At 66.5% G+C, this 14,796-nt stretch carries 14 protein-coding genes and 1 pseudogene; 12 read left to right on the forward strand and 3 right to left on the reverse strand.

Annotated features, from left to right (window positions below):
* Nucleotides 1-1,109: ABC transporter permease (locus BN1056_RS00945; protein ID WP_210578358.1), on the forward strand; the 1,109-nt coding region annotated here is incomplete at its 5' end.
* 222 nt (nt 1,110-1,331) lie between these two features.
* Here the strand turns inward: BN1056_RS00945 and BN1056_RS00950 are convergent.
* The 3 genes and pseudogenes from BN1056_RS00950 to BN1056_RS15170 form a co-directional block, all read right to left on the reverse strand.
* The gene (locus BN1056_RS00950) at nt 1,332-1,940 is read right to left on the reverse strand and encodes a hypothetical protein (RefSeq protein WP_210578359.1); all 609 of its coding nucleotides are present in this window, start codon (nt 1,938-1,940) and stop codon (nt 1,332-1,334) included.
* Complete coding sequence (locus BN1056_RS15165; RefSeq protein ID WP_483297520.1) at nt 1,918-2,370, reverse strand: hypothetical protein; 453 nt, start codon at nt 2,368-2,370, stop codon at nt 1,918-1,920. The genes BN1056_RS00950 and BN1056_RS15165 overlap by 23 nt, the downstream gene beginning before the upstream one ends.
* Nucleotides 2,331-2,753 (reverse strand): annotated as a pseudogene (locus tag BN1056_RS15170) (hypothetical protein); the annotation flags it as partial. The pseudogene BN1056_RS15170 and the gene BN1056_RS15165, both read right to left, overlap by 40 nt.
* Before the next feature lie 286 nt (nt 2,754-3,039).
* Between BN1056_RS15170 and BN1056_RS00955 the strand changes: the two are divergent.
* From BN1056_RS00955 to BN1056_RS01005, 11 genes are all read left to right on the forward strand, one after another.
* Entirely contained in the window at nt 3,040-3,828 is a 789-nt protein-coding gene (locus BN1056_RS00955; protein ID WP_210578360.1) for an ABC transporter ATP-binding protein, read from the forward strand.
* Complete coding sequence (locus BN1056_RS00960; protein ID WP_210578361.1) at nt 3,828-6,320, forward strand: FtsX-like permease family protein; 2,493 nt, start codon at nt 3,828-3,830, stop codon at nt 6,318-6,320. Before BN1056_RS00955 ends, BN1056_RS00960 begins: the two co-directional genes overlap by 1 nt.
* Nucleotides 6,321-6,466: 146 nt before the next feature.
* Nucleotides 6,467-6,676, forward strand: coding sequence for an actinodefensin (locus BN1056_RS00965; RefSeq protein ID WP_210578362.1), 210 nt, complete (start codon nt 6,467-6,469; stop codon nt 6,674-6,676).
* Nucleotides 6,677-6,766: 90 nt separating this feature from the next.
* Nucleotides 6,767-6,976, forward strand: coding sequence for an actinodefensin (locus BN1056_RS00970; RefSeq protein ID WP_210578363.1), 210 nt, complete (start codon nt 6,767-6,769; stop codon nt 6,974-6,976).
* An 86-nt stretch (nt 6,977-7,062) separates the two neighbouring features.
* On the forward strand, nt 7,063-8,223 hold the full coding sequence (gene adfA, locus BN1056_RS00975; RefSeq protein ID WP_210578364.1) for an actinodefensin-associated protein A: 1,161 nt from the start codon (nt 7,063-7,065) through the stop codon (nt 8,221-8,223).
* Nucleotides 8,220-8,447, forward strand: a complete 228-nt coding sequence (gene adfB / locus BN1056_RS00980; RefSeq protein ID WP_244671428.1) for an actinodefensin-associated protein B — start codon at nt 8,220-8,222, stop codon at nt 8,445-8,447. The genes adfA and adfB overlap by 4 nt, the downstream gene beginning before the upstream one ends.
* Nucleotides 8,448-8,480: 33 nt before the next feature.
* Entirely contained in the window at nt 8,481-9,272 is a 792-nt protein-coding gene (locus BN1056_RS00985) for a hypothetical protein (protein WP_210578366.1), read from the forward strand.
* Nucleotides 9,239-10,999, forward strand: coding sequence for an ATP-binding cassette domain-containing protein (locus BN1056_RS00990; protein WP_210578367.1), 1,761 nt, complete (start codon nt 9,239-9,241; stop codon nt 10,997-10,999). Before BN1056_RS00985 ends, BN1056_RS00990 begins: the two co-directional genes overlap by 34 nt.
* 98 nt (nt 11,000-11,097) lie before the next feature.
* Nucleotides 11,098-13,083 carry an alpha/beta hydrolase family protein gene (locus tag BN1056_RS00995; RefSeq protein WP_244671429.1) on the forward strand — a complete coding sequence of 662 codons (1,986 nt, stop codon included), beginning with the start codon at nt 11,098-11,100 and terminating at the stop codon, nt 13,081-13,083.
* A gap of 33 nt (nt 13,084-13,116) precedes the next feature.
* Entirely contained in the window at nt 13,117-13,485 is a 369-nt protein-coding gene (locus BN1056_RS01000; protein WP_244671430.1) for a hypothetical protein, read from the forward strand.
* A gap of 95 nt (nt 13,486-13,580) precedes the next feature.
* A complete protein-coding gene (locus BN1056_RS01005) occupies nt 13,581-14,795 on the forward strand; it encodes a S8 family serine peptidase (RefSeq protein ID WP_210578370.1) in 1,215 nt (404 codons plus the stop codon).
* The last annotated feature ends 1 nt before the right edge of the window (nt 14,796 follow it).

A 14,796-nucleotide genomic window follows, 5' to 3' on the forward strand; every position in this document is an offset into this window, starting at 1 on the left:
CCCGCCGGCCCGTGCTGCACCTGGCCGCCCGCAACCTGGCCCGCAACCCGGGGCGCGCCGCCGCCACCACCGCCTCCCTGCTGGTCACGGTCACGGTCGGCGCCACCCTCCTGTCCGGCATTGCCACCACCAACGCCTCCGTGAACGCCATCCTCGGCGCCAGCGCGCCGGTTGACATCCGGGTGGACGGGATCGCCGCCGCCGACGACGCCGCGGCGCTGGCCGCGCGGGCGGAGGCGGCCGAAGGCGTGGAGCGCACGGCGGTGGTTCCCGTGCTGGACGTGGGCATCACCCCGAGCGCCGACGAGGTTGATGAGATCAGCGTGTCCGCGGTGGACCTGGCCGCGGCCGCCCCGGTTCTGCGTTCCGACAAGGGCCTGGAGGGGTTGGACGACGACACCCTGGTCCTCTCCCGCGAGTACCGCCTGGAGGAGGGGACGGCCGTCACTCTCACCGGCACCGGGGGCAGCAGGGAGCTGACCGTGCATCTGGCCGAGTCCGGCGTCGGGCCGGTAGTGACCCCGGCCGTCGCCGCCGAGCTGTCCGGAGGCGAGGTCACGGACGTATCCGTGTGGGTGCGCACCGTCGGGGACGGCACCGACACGAGCGTGGTCGACGCGGTGCGTGACGCGCTGCAGCGGCCGGACCTGGTGGTCAGCACTTCCGCCACCGAGCGCGCGAGCTTCAATAACCAGGTGAGCCGCATTGTCACCATCATTGTGGCGGTGCTGGCCTTCACCCTGCTGATCACTCTGTCCGGGCTGGCCAACACCACCGACGTGAGTGTGCTGGAGCGCTTCCGGGAGATCGGGGTGCTGCGCGCCACCGGGGTGCAGCGCGGCCAGGTGCGGCGCCTGTTCATCACCGAGGCGGTGCTCACCTCCCTGCTGGGCGGGGTGCTCGGGGCGATTATGGGGACGGTGTTCGGCATGGCGGCCGTGGTCGCCGTGTTCGGGCTCGACGCCGCGGACAGTCTGGTGCTGCAGGTGCCCTGGGTGGGGCTCGCCGGAATTCTGCTGGCCGCCGCGGCCATCGGCGTGCTCGCGGCGCTGCGTCCCGCCGGCCGTGCCGCTGCCGTCGCCCCGGTGAGCGCGCTGGCCCAGGAGTAGGGGGCGGCCCGGGGCGGGCGGGCGATGAGGAATGTCCGAGATCGGCATAAACGCCGGATCTGGCCGCCCCACCCGATTTCCCATCCGCATGATTCCAACGGTTGCGGGGGTGCGGCTCGATGCGGCAGGCTCGTTTATGCCGGTTTCGGACAATCGACAGATGGTGGGCCGGTGGGTTGTGCGGAGACGGGGCCGGCTTCAGGAGAGAGTCGGCGCGTTCTCCTACGGAGCAGGAGCCGATGGTTCCGGCCCGCCCTCGGGCGCGTCGGGGATGACGACGTAGCCTCGACGCGACTCGCGTACATGCTGGTCGCAACTTGTACAACAAGTCGATCGCCTTCTCGGTCTGCGAAGTAGCTCGGGACCTGTTTGCCAGGAGGACATGACCACGTCCACCTGCTTGGTGTATGCGCGGCCCAAGATTGTCGCATCCTGAGGGGCTACCGAGCGCATCCGCGTCGGTCGCCGACGCAAGTCGGCCGCCGTGCTGCTGGGCACGGCGGCCAACAGTCGAGTGATGTCGCGGGGAAGCACACGCGGATCTTCCGCCCGGGGCCAGACGCAGTCGGATTCGAAACCGGCCCTGCGGAACTCGTGCGCGAACCATGCATCCACACCCTTCCCAAGCAAGCCGCTCTGGGAGGTGGCGCCCTCGCCGAGGGGGATCGCGAGAATGCTCCCGAGCAGCTCGAGGTCGGGGACGAAGTGGCGGTTGGCGGCCTCACCCACCCAGGCAGGATGAGCAGGCGCGTCGGCTATGACCTCGTCGTAGCGAGCAATGCCTTTGACAGCGGCTAGGAGGTTCTCATCATCGGCCAGTTGTTGCGTCATAGTCGTCTCCTTGCCCGTACACGACGCCGCTGAATGAATCTGTCGTGGGTACCACGGATGGCAGCGAGGCCGTCTTCCCCGACCAGGGCGTCGAGCCCGAGTGCAGCGTCGACTTCGCGACGCACATTTCCGTCCTCTCCCCGGGCAAGCAGCGCCCGAGCATGGGGAAGCAGCGCCTTTTTAGGGACTGCGCGTGGCGACTGACCAAAGCAATCTCCGGGACGGGTAGTCGCCCCGCTTCCCGTGGCTCAAGTTTGAGTAGACCGCCGCCGTACGCCCTGCCGATGAACTCGGCGCCCAAACCGGTCACAGAGTTAGTCGCTGCGAGGGCCAACACATCGCGTTCAATCCGCTGTGACTCGCCCGCGAGGACCAGCCCGTGCACCGAGTTCAGGTGATGTACGCGGGCATCATTGGCGTAGAATGCGATGGTGCGTCATTCATATAGGTGACGAATAGATCCGCCGTCGGCGGCAGCGGGACTCGCCACCATGGATCGCGCACGCGGCATTTGTAGGCCGGATGGACGCCGGTTGCCTCTCCGGCAGTGATATACGTCCAAGCGGCCTCAGAAGGCTCGCGTGCGGGCGAGAAGAGTACGGTCGGCTTATCTGCCTCCGCCAGTGCGTGCATCGCAGCGGTGTCTAGGACCAGACCGCGTAGGTGCCGTGACCCCGGCGGGCTGAGGGGGACGACGTCGTCATCGGTCAGGCCGAGTTCGTTCGCTCGCCGAGCGGTGAGCGCGAAGAACCGGTTGGCTCCGGTTACCGCTCCAAGCGTGACTCGGCCCCAGTTGATCAGCTCCGTGAAGGCCCCGGTGTGCTCCTGATCATGCCATGCCGGGCGGTCCTGCTGCGGACCGCGGCTCGTGCAGGGCGGGCGACGCGGGGAACGGGAGCGTCAGGGACTACCCCGAGCGGTGTGACCGTGGTCTCGTCCTGGAGGGTGAGACGGGGGTGGTGCGGAGGTAGTAGACGGGGCTGGAACTTTCGTCCGCGGGCAGTCAAAAGTTCCGACTTTCAGCGGATTTCCAACGGATTCTTGGGATTCTAGCGTTGATCACGTCAGCCAAAGCAATCCGTTACGGAGGAACCCCCCGATGTCCGTCCCCACCGAATCCACCTACCTGGGCCTGTCCGGCGCCGACCCGGCCGCCCCGAAAGTGGTCGAGGCCCGCATGCTCACCAAGATCTACGGCACCGGCGGCGCGCAGGTCACCGCCCTGGACCACGTCTCCCTGGCCGTCAGCCGGGGCCAGTTCGTCGCCGTCATGGGACCCTCCGGATCGGGCAAGTCCACCCTGCTGCACTGCCTGGCCGGCCTGGACACCCCGAACTCCGGCAGCGTCTTCATCGCCGGGAAGGACCTGGCTCGAATGAACGACCGGCAGCTGACGGCGGTGCGCCGCGACCAGCTCGGCTTCGTCTTCCAGGCCTTCAACCTGCTGCCGCAACTGACCGCGGAGGAAAACATCCTGCTGCCGCTGCGGCTGGCCCATCGCAAGCCCGAGCGGGACTGGTACAACGCCGTCATCGACTCCCTGGGGATCGGAGACCGGCTGAGCCACCGGCCCAGCGAGCTGTCCGGCGGCCAACAGCAGCGCGTGGCGGTGGCCCGCGCCCTGGTGGGGCGGCCGGAGGTCATCTTCGCCGACGAGCCCACCGGGGCCCTGGACACCGCGTCGGCCGCCTCCCTGCTGGAGACGCTGGCCCGCATGTGCCAGGCCCTGGGGCAGACGGTGGTCATGGTCACCCATGACCAGAACGCGGCCGGGGCCACCAACCGGATCGTCCGGCTGCGGGACGGGCGGATCGTCGGCGACGACGCGGTCGCCCGCCCCGCCGGCCAGCACGCCGCGCCGGCGGCCGCCATGCAGGGGGCGCGCTGATGCCCGCCATGCTCGACCTGCGCCGCACCGTGGCCGCCCTGGTGGCGGTCGCCATGAGCGCGGCGCTCATCGTTGTAAGCCTTATCATCTCCGATTCCTCAACCGCGCAGATGACGGCGGCAGCTCGCGCCTCTGTCGGCGACGCCGATGTGGTCGTCATCGCCGACAGTCACGATGACGCCACGGACGGGACCCTGCCCCAACAGGCAGTCCAGGACGTCGCTGCCGCCGACGGCGTGGCCAGCGTGCGTCCCTACATCGAAGGTTCGACGTGGATTGATCACCCGGCCGGTTCCGCGTACGTGTCACATGTCTTCGTGCTGGAGGTGCCCGAGATAGGCGGCGGCATACGCTTGACGGCGGGCCGCCTGCCAGACAAGGAGGGAGAGGTCGCCCTCTCCCCGGCCGCCGCGCAGGTCCAGGACCTTGAAGTTGGAAGTACCGTCTCCTTCAAAAAAGCGGCCACAGACACCGAAACAAGCTCGACTGCAACGGTTGTGGGCATAATTGAGCCTGGTGCTGAGATAACCCGACACGGTGCCGCTAGCGAGTATGTCTTCGCGACCGCGGAAGAACGTACGCTGCTCGGAGTCCCGGATACGCCTGTGGTCCTTTACGTGACCGGTGCGGCAGGCACGAGCACCGAGGCGCTCATGAATTCGGTCGAGCAGGCTGCCCAGATTTCTCAGCCGGGCGCGAGTGTTTACACCGCTTCTGATATCGCAGTCATGCGGACTTCCGAGCAGAGTGCGGTGGATTCGCTCACGATGACACTGTTCCAGCTGCTGGGGCCGGTATGCGCCGTGGTTGCGGGGATCGTGATCGCCACGACGTTCAGTACGATGGTTGCCCGGCAGGCGCGCCAGACCGGTCTGCTGCGATGCATCGGCGCGACCCGCCGTCAGGTGCTCGGATCGGTGCTCCGTACCGGGCTTATCACCGGGTTGGTGGGCTCGGTTCTGGGCGCCGGGCTCGGCGTGGGATTGGCCGCGTTGGTGTCACGCGCAGGATTGATTGATGGTTTGGAGCGGCAGTACTTCACGGTTTCTTGGCGTTCGCTCCTACTGGGGGTACTCATCGGCACCGTGGTAACGCTGGTGGCGGTGCTGCGTCCGGCCCGTCGCGCCACCCGGGTCTCGCCGCTGGTGGCCCTGACCGGGCAGGTGGCCGATGATCGCTCGCTCAGCCGTTGGCGCGTGATCAGTGCGATCGCGGGGCTGGTGGTAGTCGTGATCGGTTTGGTCATTACCGGATTGAGCATTCAGATGCGGGTCATCGAGTACACGGCGGCGGGTGCAGTGATTCTGGTACTGGGTGTGCTAGTAGGACTGCCGCTGCTGGTTATCGGCGCCTGCCGTGCCACGGAGCGACTCGCTGGCGGTGCGCGTCGGCCGGTGCTGCAGCTCGCCACCCGCAATCTGGCCCGCAATCCGGGGCGCGCCGCCGCTACCACCGCCTCGCTGCTGGTCTCCGTGGCAGTGGCCTCCACTCTGGTCACCGGCATTGCCAGCGTACGGGCATCAATGGATGGATATATCAGTAGCGGCAGTCCCATAGACATCCGGGTCGGCGGTATTCCCGCCGATGCTGATACGTCTGCACTGGCCGCCCGGGTAGAGAACGTGGATGGCGTTGACCGGACGGTCCTGGTGCCGACCTTCGATGTGGGAATTTCTCCGGGAACGACGGCGGACAACGAGATCACCGTATCCGCAGTGGATGTAGCTGAAGTCACTCCGGTCATTCGTTCTCATACGGGGTTGGAGGGGCTTGATGACAACACACTGATCGTCGGCGGAATCTACGACCTTTCCGAAGGGACGCCCGTAATGCTCACAGGACCTGCGGGCAGTGCCGAGTTGAACGTGCACGTGGAGGAGGGCGGCTTCGGGCCGGTCATTACGCCCACTGTCGCTGAGAAACTGGTCGGGGACAATCCCACAATGACATCCCTGTGGGTGCGCACCGTCGGAGACGGCAGTAACGCTGCGGCAGGTTCGCAGGTGCATCAACTCCTACAGGGAGAGGGCTACTACATCACGACCTCTGCAACCAGCCGTACCACCTTCACTAACTACATCAACTGGATTATCGCGGTTATCGCCGTGGTGCTGGTCTGCACACTCCTGATCGCCCTGTCCGGCATGGCCAACACCACTGACGTGAGCGTGCTGGAACGGGTCCGAGAGATCGGTGTGCTGCGCGCCACTGGCGTACAACGGCGTCAAGTAGGAGGACTCTTCATAACCGAGGCGGTACTGACCTCGCTGCTGGGCGGCGTGATCGGAGTCGTCCTGGGGGCGGGCCTGGGCCTGGCCGGCGTAGCCGCGGCCATGGGAGCCGGCACCGGGTCAGGGCTCGTGCTGAGGGTGCCCTGGCTAGGGCTGACGGCGATCCTCGTTGCAGCCGTGGCGGTCGGTTTATTTGCTGCTCTGCGTCCCAGCAGCCGTGCCGCGTCGGTAGTTCCGATCACCGCGATTGCTCAGGAGTGAAGCAGGTTCGTCTGCGTTACTCCTTCCCATCGCCCATCACATAGAACACACAGACTTCCCCAGACCGGGGAAGGCGTGCGGAAATCTCCGTGCGCCAACAACTCCCAGGCGCGATCACGCCCGGGGATATCCGAAAGGAACACACCATGAAGAAGTTCATACGCCGCAGCAGCAGCCTTGATGCCGTCAGTTTCGAGCAGGCGCTCAAGTCCGAGACCCACGTGCCCCTCGAGGGTGCCGAGGGCTTCGGATGCCCCTTCCGCCCGGGGGACTGTTACAAGTACTGCCGCTCCAAGGGGTTCAGGGTGGGAGTGTGTGACAGCCTGGCCAACATGCGGTGCCACTGCTACTACTGATCAGCCGTGCCGTACCGGACTCATCACACCTCACCGCTCATCCATCTGACTCATTGACTCGGGACAAGATCCCGGAGAGGAACACACACCATGAAGAACTTCATTCGCCGCAGCAGCAGCCTTGATGCCGTCAGTTTCGAGCAGGCGCTCCGGTCCGAGACCCATGCGCCCCTCGAGGGTGCCGAGGGCTTCGGATGCCCTTTCAGCGAGAGGTCCTGTGACACCCACTGCATGACGAAGGGGTACCGCGGCGGGTACTGCAAGGGCGCTGTGCGCCAGACCTGCGTTTGCTACAAGTGAGCATTTCGTGGCCCTGTTCCGAGCCGTCGCACCGGCTCGGAACAGGGCCACGGCCCGAACCTCTGACAACCTCAAGGTCCACACCAATGAACCCACAGACTACATCTTCCGCCTCCCCCTGGACAGGGGCTACGGAACTGCTGCGCAACGACGCTGGCTCCTGTGATTCCGTGACAGAGGAGGCGCTGGCTGCAGGCCACGCCTCCGCCAGCCTGATGTTCGTGATCGCCGGCATTGCCAGCGTACGGCCGCCCTTCGGTCAGTCACTCTTCGATGGGGTGCTCCGCCGCACCCCCGGAACCCGCCTTGAAGGAGACTCGATCACTCCGTACGAGCAATCGCAGTATGACCTTGAGCCCCGTTCTCTCGGCGAGGCCGAGCGGGTGCTCGCGAAGGCGCTGCTCCAGCACGGTGTGGGTGAGGACGTCCGGTCGTCACACGTAGTCGATGACCTCGTAACTCGCTACGTCAGCGAGCTGGCCACTTCCGCGGCCGCGTCCTCATCCGAGCCTCCCGCACAAGTGGAAGCACAGGACATCGACCTGCGTGGCATACGTGACCTCATCGGTGCTGTGGAGGCCGAGCAAGAACAGCAACAGTCACGCGGTGGGTTCCTTGACCGATTACTGCGCAGCGGTCGCCAAAACTCCAAGGCCGATCAGAAGGAATACCAATCCACGTCTGAGGATGCCGTACCGGAGATCGAGATCGCCCCGCAATGGCTCACGGTTGACGCCATCAACATGATCGATGTGGCCCGCATAGTATCGCTCGCCTCATGGCAGGAGGCCATGAAAGGGTTGCCCCCGCGGGTGTGCCAACTTCTGTGGACCGCGGCGGACAACCCAGCAACCTCTCAGACCAGCGCCTACCGTCCCGCCCACGATCCGCAGGTGATCGCCGCCTTCGCCGCGGTCCCTTACGAGGAGCGCTCGGCGAGCGTACGGCCCGGCGTGCGCACCCATGACGCCGCCATCTGCCGCCGTTACGGACGAGACCCGATCGACGACGGCGCGGCCGCACGGCTCCAGGCGGTACGCGAGGCGGCAAGCACCTGGAGCACCTGGCAGGAGGAACTGGCCGACGGCAACCTGGCCGCCCGCGGGCTCATCGACACCGAAGGGTTGGCGCAGATCGGCAAGGACCCCTTCCTCAGGCAGCAGTACGCCCCGGATGTGAAGAACACTGTAAAGACAGAGAGGTGGGTGACGTCATGGCTGGACGCTGGCGGCTCGCTGAAGGAATGAGCCTCACACACCTTGAGAACGGTGGCTGGGCCATTGCCGACCTGCGCCGACTTTCCGTATACGAGCTCGATGAGGACACCGGCGCAGTGGTCGAGCAGGCCCTGCGCGGATACCTCGTGCCCATGGACTCGCCGGTTCTCCAGGAGGCGCTCACCTCCGGGGTACTGATCGACGTCGGCCTCAATGGGGCACCCGAAGCCGAACCCAGCGACTCGAAGCAATGAGGAAGAACTGAGGAAGAACAAGGAGACACAATCATGAATGCACTGATCACCGTCCTGATCGGGGGAGCAGCCGGGGTCCTGATCGGCACCGCCGGAGCCAAGCTCTGGGCCACTGCGCGCATGCGCCTGGCCTGGCCCAAAGGCGCCAACTTCCTCAACCTCCACCTGTCCAGCGGGTTCGTCATCGCCGTGGAGATCCTGGCCGCGGCTGCCGCGCTCGCCCTACCGAGTGCGCGCCTGGCCTGCCTCATACTCGCCGGTGTGTATGCCGCCTTCGTCATCGGCGCCACCACTCTGCGCGGGCAGGAATGCGGCTGCTTCGGCGTGACCGGAATGAAGGTCGGCAGGCTGCATATCTGGGGCTGCGCGCTCGCTGCCGCGGCGCTGACCGCGGCAGCCGTACTCGGCGACGCAGTCGCCTCGCCTCTGCTGGCGCGCCTGGCAGTCGCGGCGGCCTCGGCACTGGTCATGACGCTGGCTATCGCCCTGTGGAACAGTCGCAGCAAGCAGGCACATGCGCCCAGCGCGGAGCACGACCGCCTTCTAGTGGTGCTCTCTCCGACCTGCACCGCCTGCTCCGCGCTCAAGATCATGGAGAAGCATGATGTCAATGACATTGAGGCAGGCGGCACGATCCGCTGGGTCGATCGCGACTCCGAACCCGCCACTCGCCTGCGTGAGGTCGGCGTAGACGTATCCGCGTTCCCGGCTGTCGTCTCAATGTCCGCCGCGGACCCGAGCGAAGCACACGTGGAATCCGGACTACAAGAGTGTCGGGAGGTGCTGCAATCATGGCGGGAACGTCACCTGGCCGCCCAGCCGTGAACTCCATGCGGCACTTCCGGGCCTCCGCGTGCGGTAGAGCCACGCGGGCCATCCTGCCTGCCATCATCGGCATCTCCCTGCTACTGGCCGCCCAGGCTGGACTGGCCGTGGTCTCGCCACTCATGCTGCAGCGCATCATCGACGCCGCCGGCCCGGGCGTCTCCGTCACGGTGGTCATCATCCCAGGGCTGCTCGCCGCGGCCGCCGCACTGGCGAACGCGGTCGTCGACTTCGCCGCGCAGCGAATGACCGTAGTCACCGGGCAACGCTTCCAGGAGCGCCTGCGGGTACTCATGCTGGACAAGCTCACCCGGCTTCCGTCCTCGGCCGTTGCCGCGGCGCCGAACGGCGACGCACTCTCGCGCATCACCAATGACACGGCCCAGGCGCAGTCATTCGTCTCCAGCATTCTCCCGCAGCTGACCGGACTGGTGACGCGGTTGGGCGTGCTGCTGGGAGTCATGTGGTCGCGCTCCTACACCATCACCTTGACCGTCCTGGTGCTGGCGCTGGTGCTCATGGTGCCCACCGAGAAGGTCTCACGCACGCTGAGCGCCGCGACCGACCACATGCTCGAGGCGATGTCCGCCTTCAGCAATACGGTCGCCGACCGGATGGGGGTCTCCGGGCAGCTCTTCGCCCGCACTGCGGCCAGTATCCGGGGTGATCACCGTCGCGCCGAGCAGACAGCGGCGGGGGTGCGCATCTCCTACGCGCGCATGATCACGATCGATGGTCTCTTCTCAACGGCGCTGGACCTGATCGGCACGGTGGGGACCGTGGTGGTGCTCGTCATCGGGGGTCGCTCGGTCATTCGTGGTGAGATGACCGTTGGTGAACTCGCTGCACTCTCCGCCCTCGTCCCCCAGCTGTACGCGCCGCTGCAGGGTGCCTCGGGAATCCGTACGGGGCTGGCCACCTCCTGGGCGGCGCTCTCACGCGTGAACGAGTTCCTGGAGGCGGGCGAGCACTGGTATGAGCCGACTAACGCCAGCACCGCCATCACGCCGCACGGCAGTGAGAGTCTCGCTGTCCGGAAAGTCGACTACTCGGTCCCGACCGACACCGGCAGCACCGTACTGCTAGACGCCGTCGACCTGACCGCCCGCCCTGGGGAGATCGTCGCCGTGGTCGGGCCCTCCGGCAGTGGGAAGACCACGCTGCTGACCCTCATTGCCGGAGCCAATCCGCCCACGCACGGAAGTATCACCGTGGGCGGCTGCTCCCCGGCCGAAACCGGCACCGAGGCCTGGAACAGTATGGTGCAGTTGTGCCCGCAGGAGCCCTTCTTCCGCAGCGGAACCCTGCTGGAGAACTTCCGCGCGGTGCGGCCTAACATCAGCGAGGAACGCGTGCGACAGCTCTGTGCGCGCGTGGGCCTGGACCTGGATCGCCTGGGAGACCGTTCCGGCATGGACACCATGCTCGGTGAACACGGCATGCGCATCAGCGGCGGCGAGCGCGCACGCCTGGCGATCGCCAGGATGCTCGCGCTGGACCCCTACGTGCTGCTGCTGGATGAGCCCACCGCCGCGCTCGACGACGAGGCCGCAGATCGCTTCATTGCCACCCTCCTCGACCTGCGCCGGGATCACTGCATCGTCGTCACCACCCACGACGCGCGCCTCACGCCGGTCACCGACCGCAGGTACCGCATGGACGGCGGCCGGCTCACCCCGATGACCACCGCTACAGTGGGAGCAGCGGGCTCCGGAGTCCTGTCATGACGGGGCAGGCGACCGGACACGGCCCGTGGGAGGAGCACCCTGAAGCGATTGGTGCGGGCCTGGGGCGCGTGGAGGTCCACATACTTACCTACGCTCGGATGGGCGCACAGGTCCGGCTCGAACAGCCCACCTATACCGCTGCGGCACGCCCGCGCACGGATCTACTGCGTCACCGGGGCATCGCCTATGACCGCGTCAGCGGCGACTTCATTCCCACACCCGTCCCCGAGGGATACCTGGGCATTGTCGAACCGGGCGGGAAGAGCACGCTGCTCGCAGAAATCGCGCAGGGCTTGCCCCGCCGGCACGGCGAACACGGCTGGGTCTACTGCCACCGCTGGGAAGAGGGGCGAGTACAGGTCAACATGCGCGAGCATATGGAGGCCGACCCTGTCGACTGGGGCGCCTCCACCCGCTCGTTGCTCGGCCTGCGTCCGAATAACGCCGGACGGACCCGTCTGTGGCAGCTCGGCAGGCACGTGATTTGGCTCCGCCAGGAATACCCTGCCTGCCGGACGACTCCCCGGCACAGCACGGGGGAGGGGACGTGGCCGGACGCGATCGTTGAGGACCTGTTCTGCGCCGGGGCATGCACCGTCATGATGGATGACACCGCGTTACCCGGGCTGCCCACCGGAGCAGTAGTGCTGCTCGAGGCGGAGGACTCACTCATCCTCGGGATCGCCGCCACGGCGACCGAGCTGGCGATATTTCTGGCAGAAGACCACGTCAACCACTATGTCGTGTCGGCGACCTCGCAGGGAGACATGTCCGAGTCCTCGTTGATCGGGGACCTTTCCCGAACCTCGGTGGCCCACCGGGAAATCGAGGGCCGCAGGGTCGTGGTCTTCACCGAGCGCCTGCCGGACCGGACTACCTCCTACATGGTGGAGGACGGCACCGTCATCGCTACGCTGGGTGAGGCGGTCGATCACTACACTGGCGTACCCGGGCTCAACGGCGCCTGGGTGGAGCGTCGGAGACCGGACACCGTGCGCTGGCCCGGGGGATGGTGGAGTGACGGCAGCGAAGTGGAGCGGCTTCTACCGGGTGACGACCGCCGCCGGGTGCGGGTGACGACCGGACGCAGTCACGGATACCGGCAGATTGCGATCACAGCGGACCAAGCCGGAGGCCTTGTTGACCGTGATGCCATACCACCTGGTTCTGCCGACGCAGCGCCAACGGTGTACAGAAGGCACGAATCCGTGTCGCAGCCAAGCCGGACGTTATGGGCTCCTCCCGTTGACGACCCTGTGGCAGGCACTTCCGCATCGGTCGTTGTTCGCAGCGCACTGGGACATGAAGTTGAGTCGATTACCAGTGAGTCGGCTCAGGGTGCCGCACCGTTGGTCTGGTTCGACTCCTCCTGGACCGTCCCCGGGCTGGCCCCGCATCTGACGCACATTGACATTGGCTCGCTGCCGGTCGGGTCCGCCCAGTGGTGCCACGCCGACTCGCGCCCGGTGATCCGCGTCGGCATCGACTACGAGGCCCTGGCCCGCACGGACACCGACGGAATCATGAACCTCCTAACCCAGGCCTGGCAGGCGGCCCTGAGCGTGATCGCCGAAACGCTCCCCGGCAATACCGGCACACCGTTCCTCGGCGGCCATAGCTTCGGGGCCGCCCTGGTCGCCGTCGCCGTGCTCCGTGAACTGGTGTCACCTGCCGGAGTGATCCTGCGCAGTGGTGCCTACGACCGCTACGCCACTCCCGGCGGATTCGAGCATGACCGGCGCACCGTCGCTTCTGCTCCCGATCTGTACCGCCTGATGACCGTGGTACCGCGAGCGCATGCACACCAGGGCATACCGTTCCTGATCACCTGCGGCGGCGACGACGAGAACTCCGCCACTACGCCCCGCCAGTCCCAGACCCTCTACGAGAACCTCACGCTGTGTGGCGCCGACGCCACGCTCGCCGTCTTCGCCGGTGAGGGGCACGTCTTCGCTGCCAGGAAGTCGATCCTGGAGCAGCGCAGGCTAGAAGCCGAATGGATGTCCGAACACGTTGGGAAGACGAGCCTCGATTCCCAGGGCATCAGAAGCCAAACTACAGATTCAACACCGAACAACCTCTGACTCTGAAGGGCAGTAACCACTATGAACCGCAGCATGCGATCCGAACTCAAGGCCGCCGTCCGCACCGTCCGCTCCTCCCGAGAGGAAGCAGGCATACAGGACTGGACGCCACGCACCGGTGATCCCTCCCATGAATCCCTGGAACAGGTTGAAGCGACACTGCTGCGCCTACGCGACCTGCTGCAGAAGGAAGGACACGAACTCGTCGGGGACGTGGAACGCGACGCCGCCGTCGTCCTCGCCGCTAGACGCCAGGGCTACGTGGTCGATCTGGTGATCGGCAGGGAACGCGCACCCTACAGCGGTGAGGCCGGATTCCTGTCGTGGATCGAGCACAATGGCGAGGTTGCACTGACCACTGCGCCCGTGCGGCAGCTGTATGAGGAGGTCGCCAGGTGGTGAGCTCGAATTCACTGCTGCCTCCGTGTCCCCTGAGGTGCCGGTCGGGAGGCAGCCTTCCGGCCGCCGCGATCTTGCTTGTGTTGGCGCTGGTTGTCATGCCGCTCGCCTCGGCCGCGCCGCGGACGGAATACCGGCGTGCGGAGCCGCTTGCATCCCAGCAGTGGTACCTGAACTGGAATGAGCGTGGCATCCGCCCCTGGGACGGCACCGGAGTAGCGGTGGGGATCATTGACACCGGAATCGACGCCACCCACCCGGAACTGGCCGCCGCCTACAACACCGAGGACAGCCGCTCCTTCCTGCCGGACCAGGCTTGCGGCCTGGACCCCGGCTGTGCCGATCCCGGGGTGGATCCGCTCGGTCACGGCACCGGGGTTGCTGGCATCATCGCAGCGGCACGAGACGGCCGCGGCATCGATGGAGCCGCGCCCGGAGTCGACCTGGTCAGCCTGAAGGCGGGCGACGCCACCGGCAGTTTCTTCGCCGAGGCCGTATCCCAAGCGATCCGCTACGGGGCTGACGCCGAACTAGACATCCTGGTCATGGCCTTCACCACCGACCCGTGGTTCCGATACTGCGCGGAGGCCCCAGGTGACACTGCAGAGGAACGTGCCCAGCAGGCCGCCGATCTGGAGAAGATTGAGTCCGCCCTGAACTACGCGGCGGATCACGGGATCATCCTCATCGCGGCAGCCGGCAACGAGGGATTCGACCTCGACCACGGCACCGTCGACTGGTACAGCTCCGGCTGGTCCGGGCAGGGAACGCGTGAAGTCAATGAAGGGTGCGTCACCATGCCCGCCCAGTCCGACGCCGTCATTACTGTGGGCGCGGTCAACACGATGGGGGAGCGTGCGAGCTACTCCAACATCGGCCAGGCCGTGGATATCGTCGCTCCCGGCGGCGAGATGCTCTGGTACGACGAAGACGAGACGCTGCACGGGCAGGACACGGCCATCCTGACCACCGTTCCCGAGAGCCTGCTCCGCGAGGCAAACGTGATCGCCGACGACGGCAGTTCCACGTCCCCGGAGGTCATCGCCGGATGCGACCAGCGCACTGACACGTGCCGCTACTACTGGTACGTGTGCGGCACCTCCTACGCCGCACCACAGGTCGCCGCCGCGGCGGCCATATTGATCTCGCGCGGCACGCCCGCCTACCGAGTGGGAAACAAGCTCAAGGCGATGGCCTCACCGATCGGCTGTCCTGCACAGGAAGACAAACTTGTGTGTCAGGACCGGGCGACCGGGGGAAACACCTGGTACGGGTCCGGGACCCTCCGGCTAGGCCGGTACGGCAGGTGGTGAC

It is taken from the genome of Actinomyces succiniciruminis, from assembly GCF_900002405.1.
GTDB lineage: Bacteria > Actinomycetota > Actinomycetes > Actinomycetales > Actinomycetaceae > Actinomyces > Actinomyces succiniciruminis.

Bases quoted from the DNA above. Each gene is read 5' to 3' on its own strand.
- BN1056_RS01000 (WP_244671430.1), top strand. From the start codon at position 13,117: ATGCGATCCGAACTCAAGGCCGCCGTCCGCACCGTCCGCTCCTCCCGA.
- BN1056_RS00990 (WP_210578367.1), top strand. From the start codon at position 9,239: ATGGCGGGAACGTCACCTGGCCGCCCAGCCGTGAACTCCATGCGGCAC.
- adfA (WP_210578364.1), top strand. From the start codon at position 7,063: ATGAACCCACAGACTACATCTTCCGCCTCCCCCTGGACAGGGGCTACG.
- BN1056_RS00955 (WP_210578360.1), top strand. From the start codon at position 3,040: ATGTCCGTCCCCACCGAATCCACCTACCTGGGCCTGTCCGGCGCCGAC.
- BN1056_RS00995 (WP_244671429.1), top strand. From the start codon at position 11,098: ATGGGCGCACAGGTCCGGCTCGAACAGCCCACCTATACCGCTGCGGCA.
- BN1056_RS00965 (WP_210578362.1), top strand. From the start codon at position 6,467: ATGAAGAAGTTCATACGCCGCAGCAGCAGCCTTGATGCCGTCAGTTTC.
- BN1056_RS00950 (WP_210578359.1), bottom strand. From the start codon at position 1,940: ATGACGCAACAACTGGCCGATGATGAGAACCTCCTAGCCGCTGTCAAA.
- BN1056_RS00960 (WP_210578361.1), top strand. From the start codon at position 3,828: ATGCCCGCCATGCTCGACCTGCGCCGCACCGTGGCCGCCCTGGTGGCG.
- BN1056_RS00985 (WP_210578366.1), top strand. From the start codon at position 8,481: ATGAATGCACTGATCACCGTCCTGATCGGGGGAGCAGCCGGGGTCCTG.
- BN1056_RS01005 (WP_210578370.1), top strand. From the start codon at position 13,581: ATGCCGCTCGCCTCGGCCGCGCCGCGGACGGAATACCGGCGTGCGGAG.
- BN1056_RS00970 (WP_210578363.1), top strand. From the start codon at position 6,767: ATGAAGAACTTCATTCGCCGCAGCAGCAGCCTTGATGCCGTCAGTTTC.
- adfB (WP_244671428.1), top strand. From the start codon at position 8,220: ATGAGCCTCACACACCTTGAGAACGGTGGCTGGGCCATTGCCGACCTG.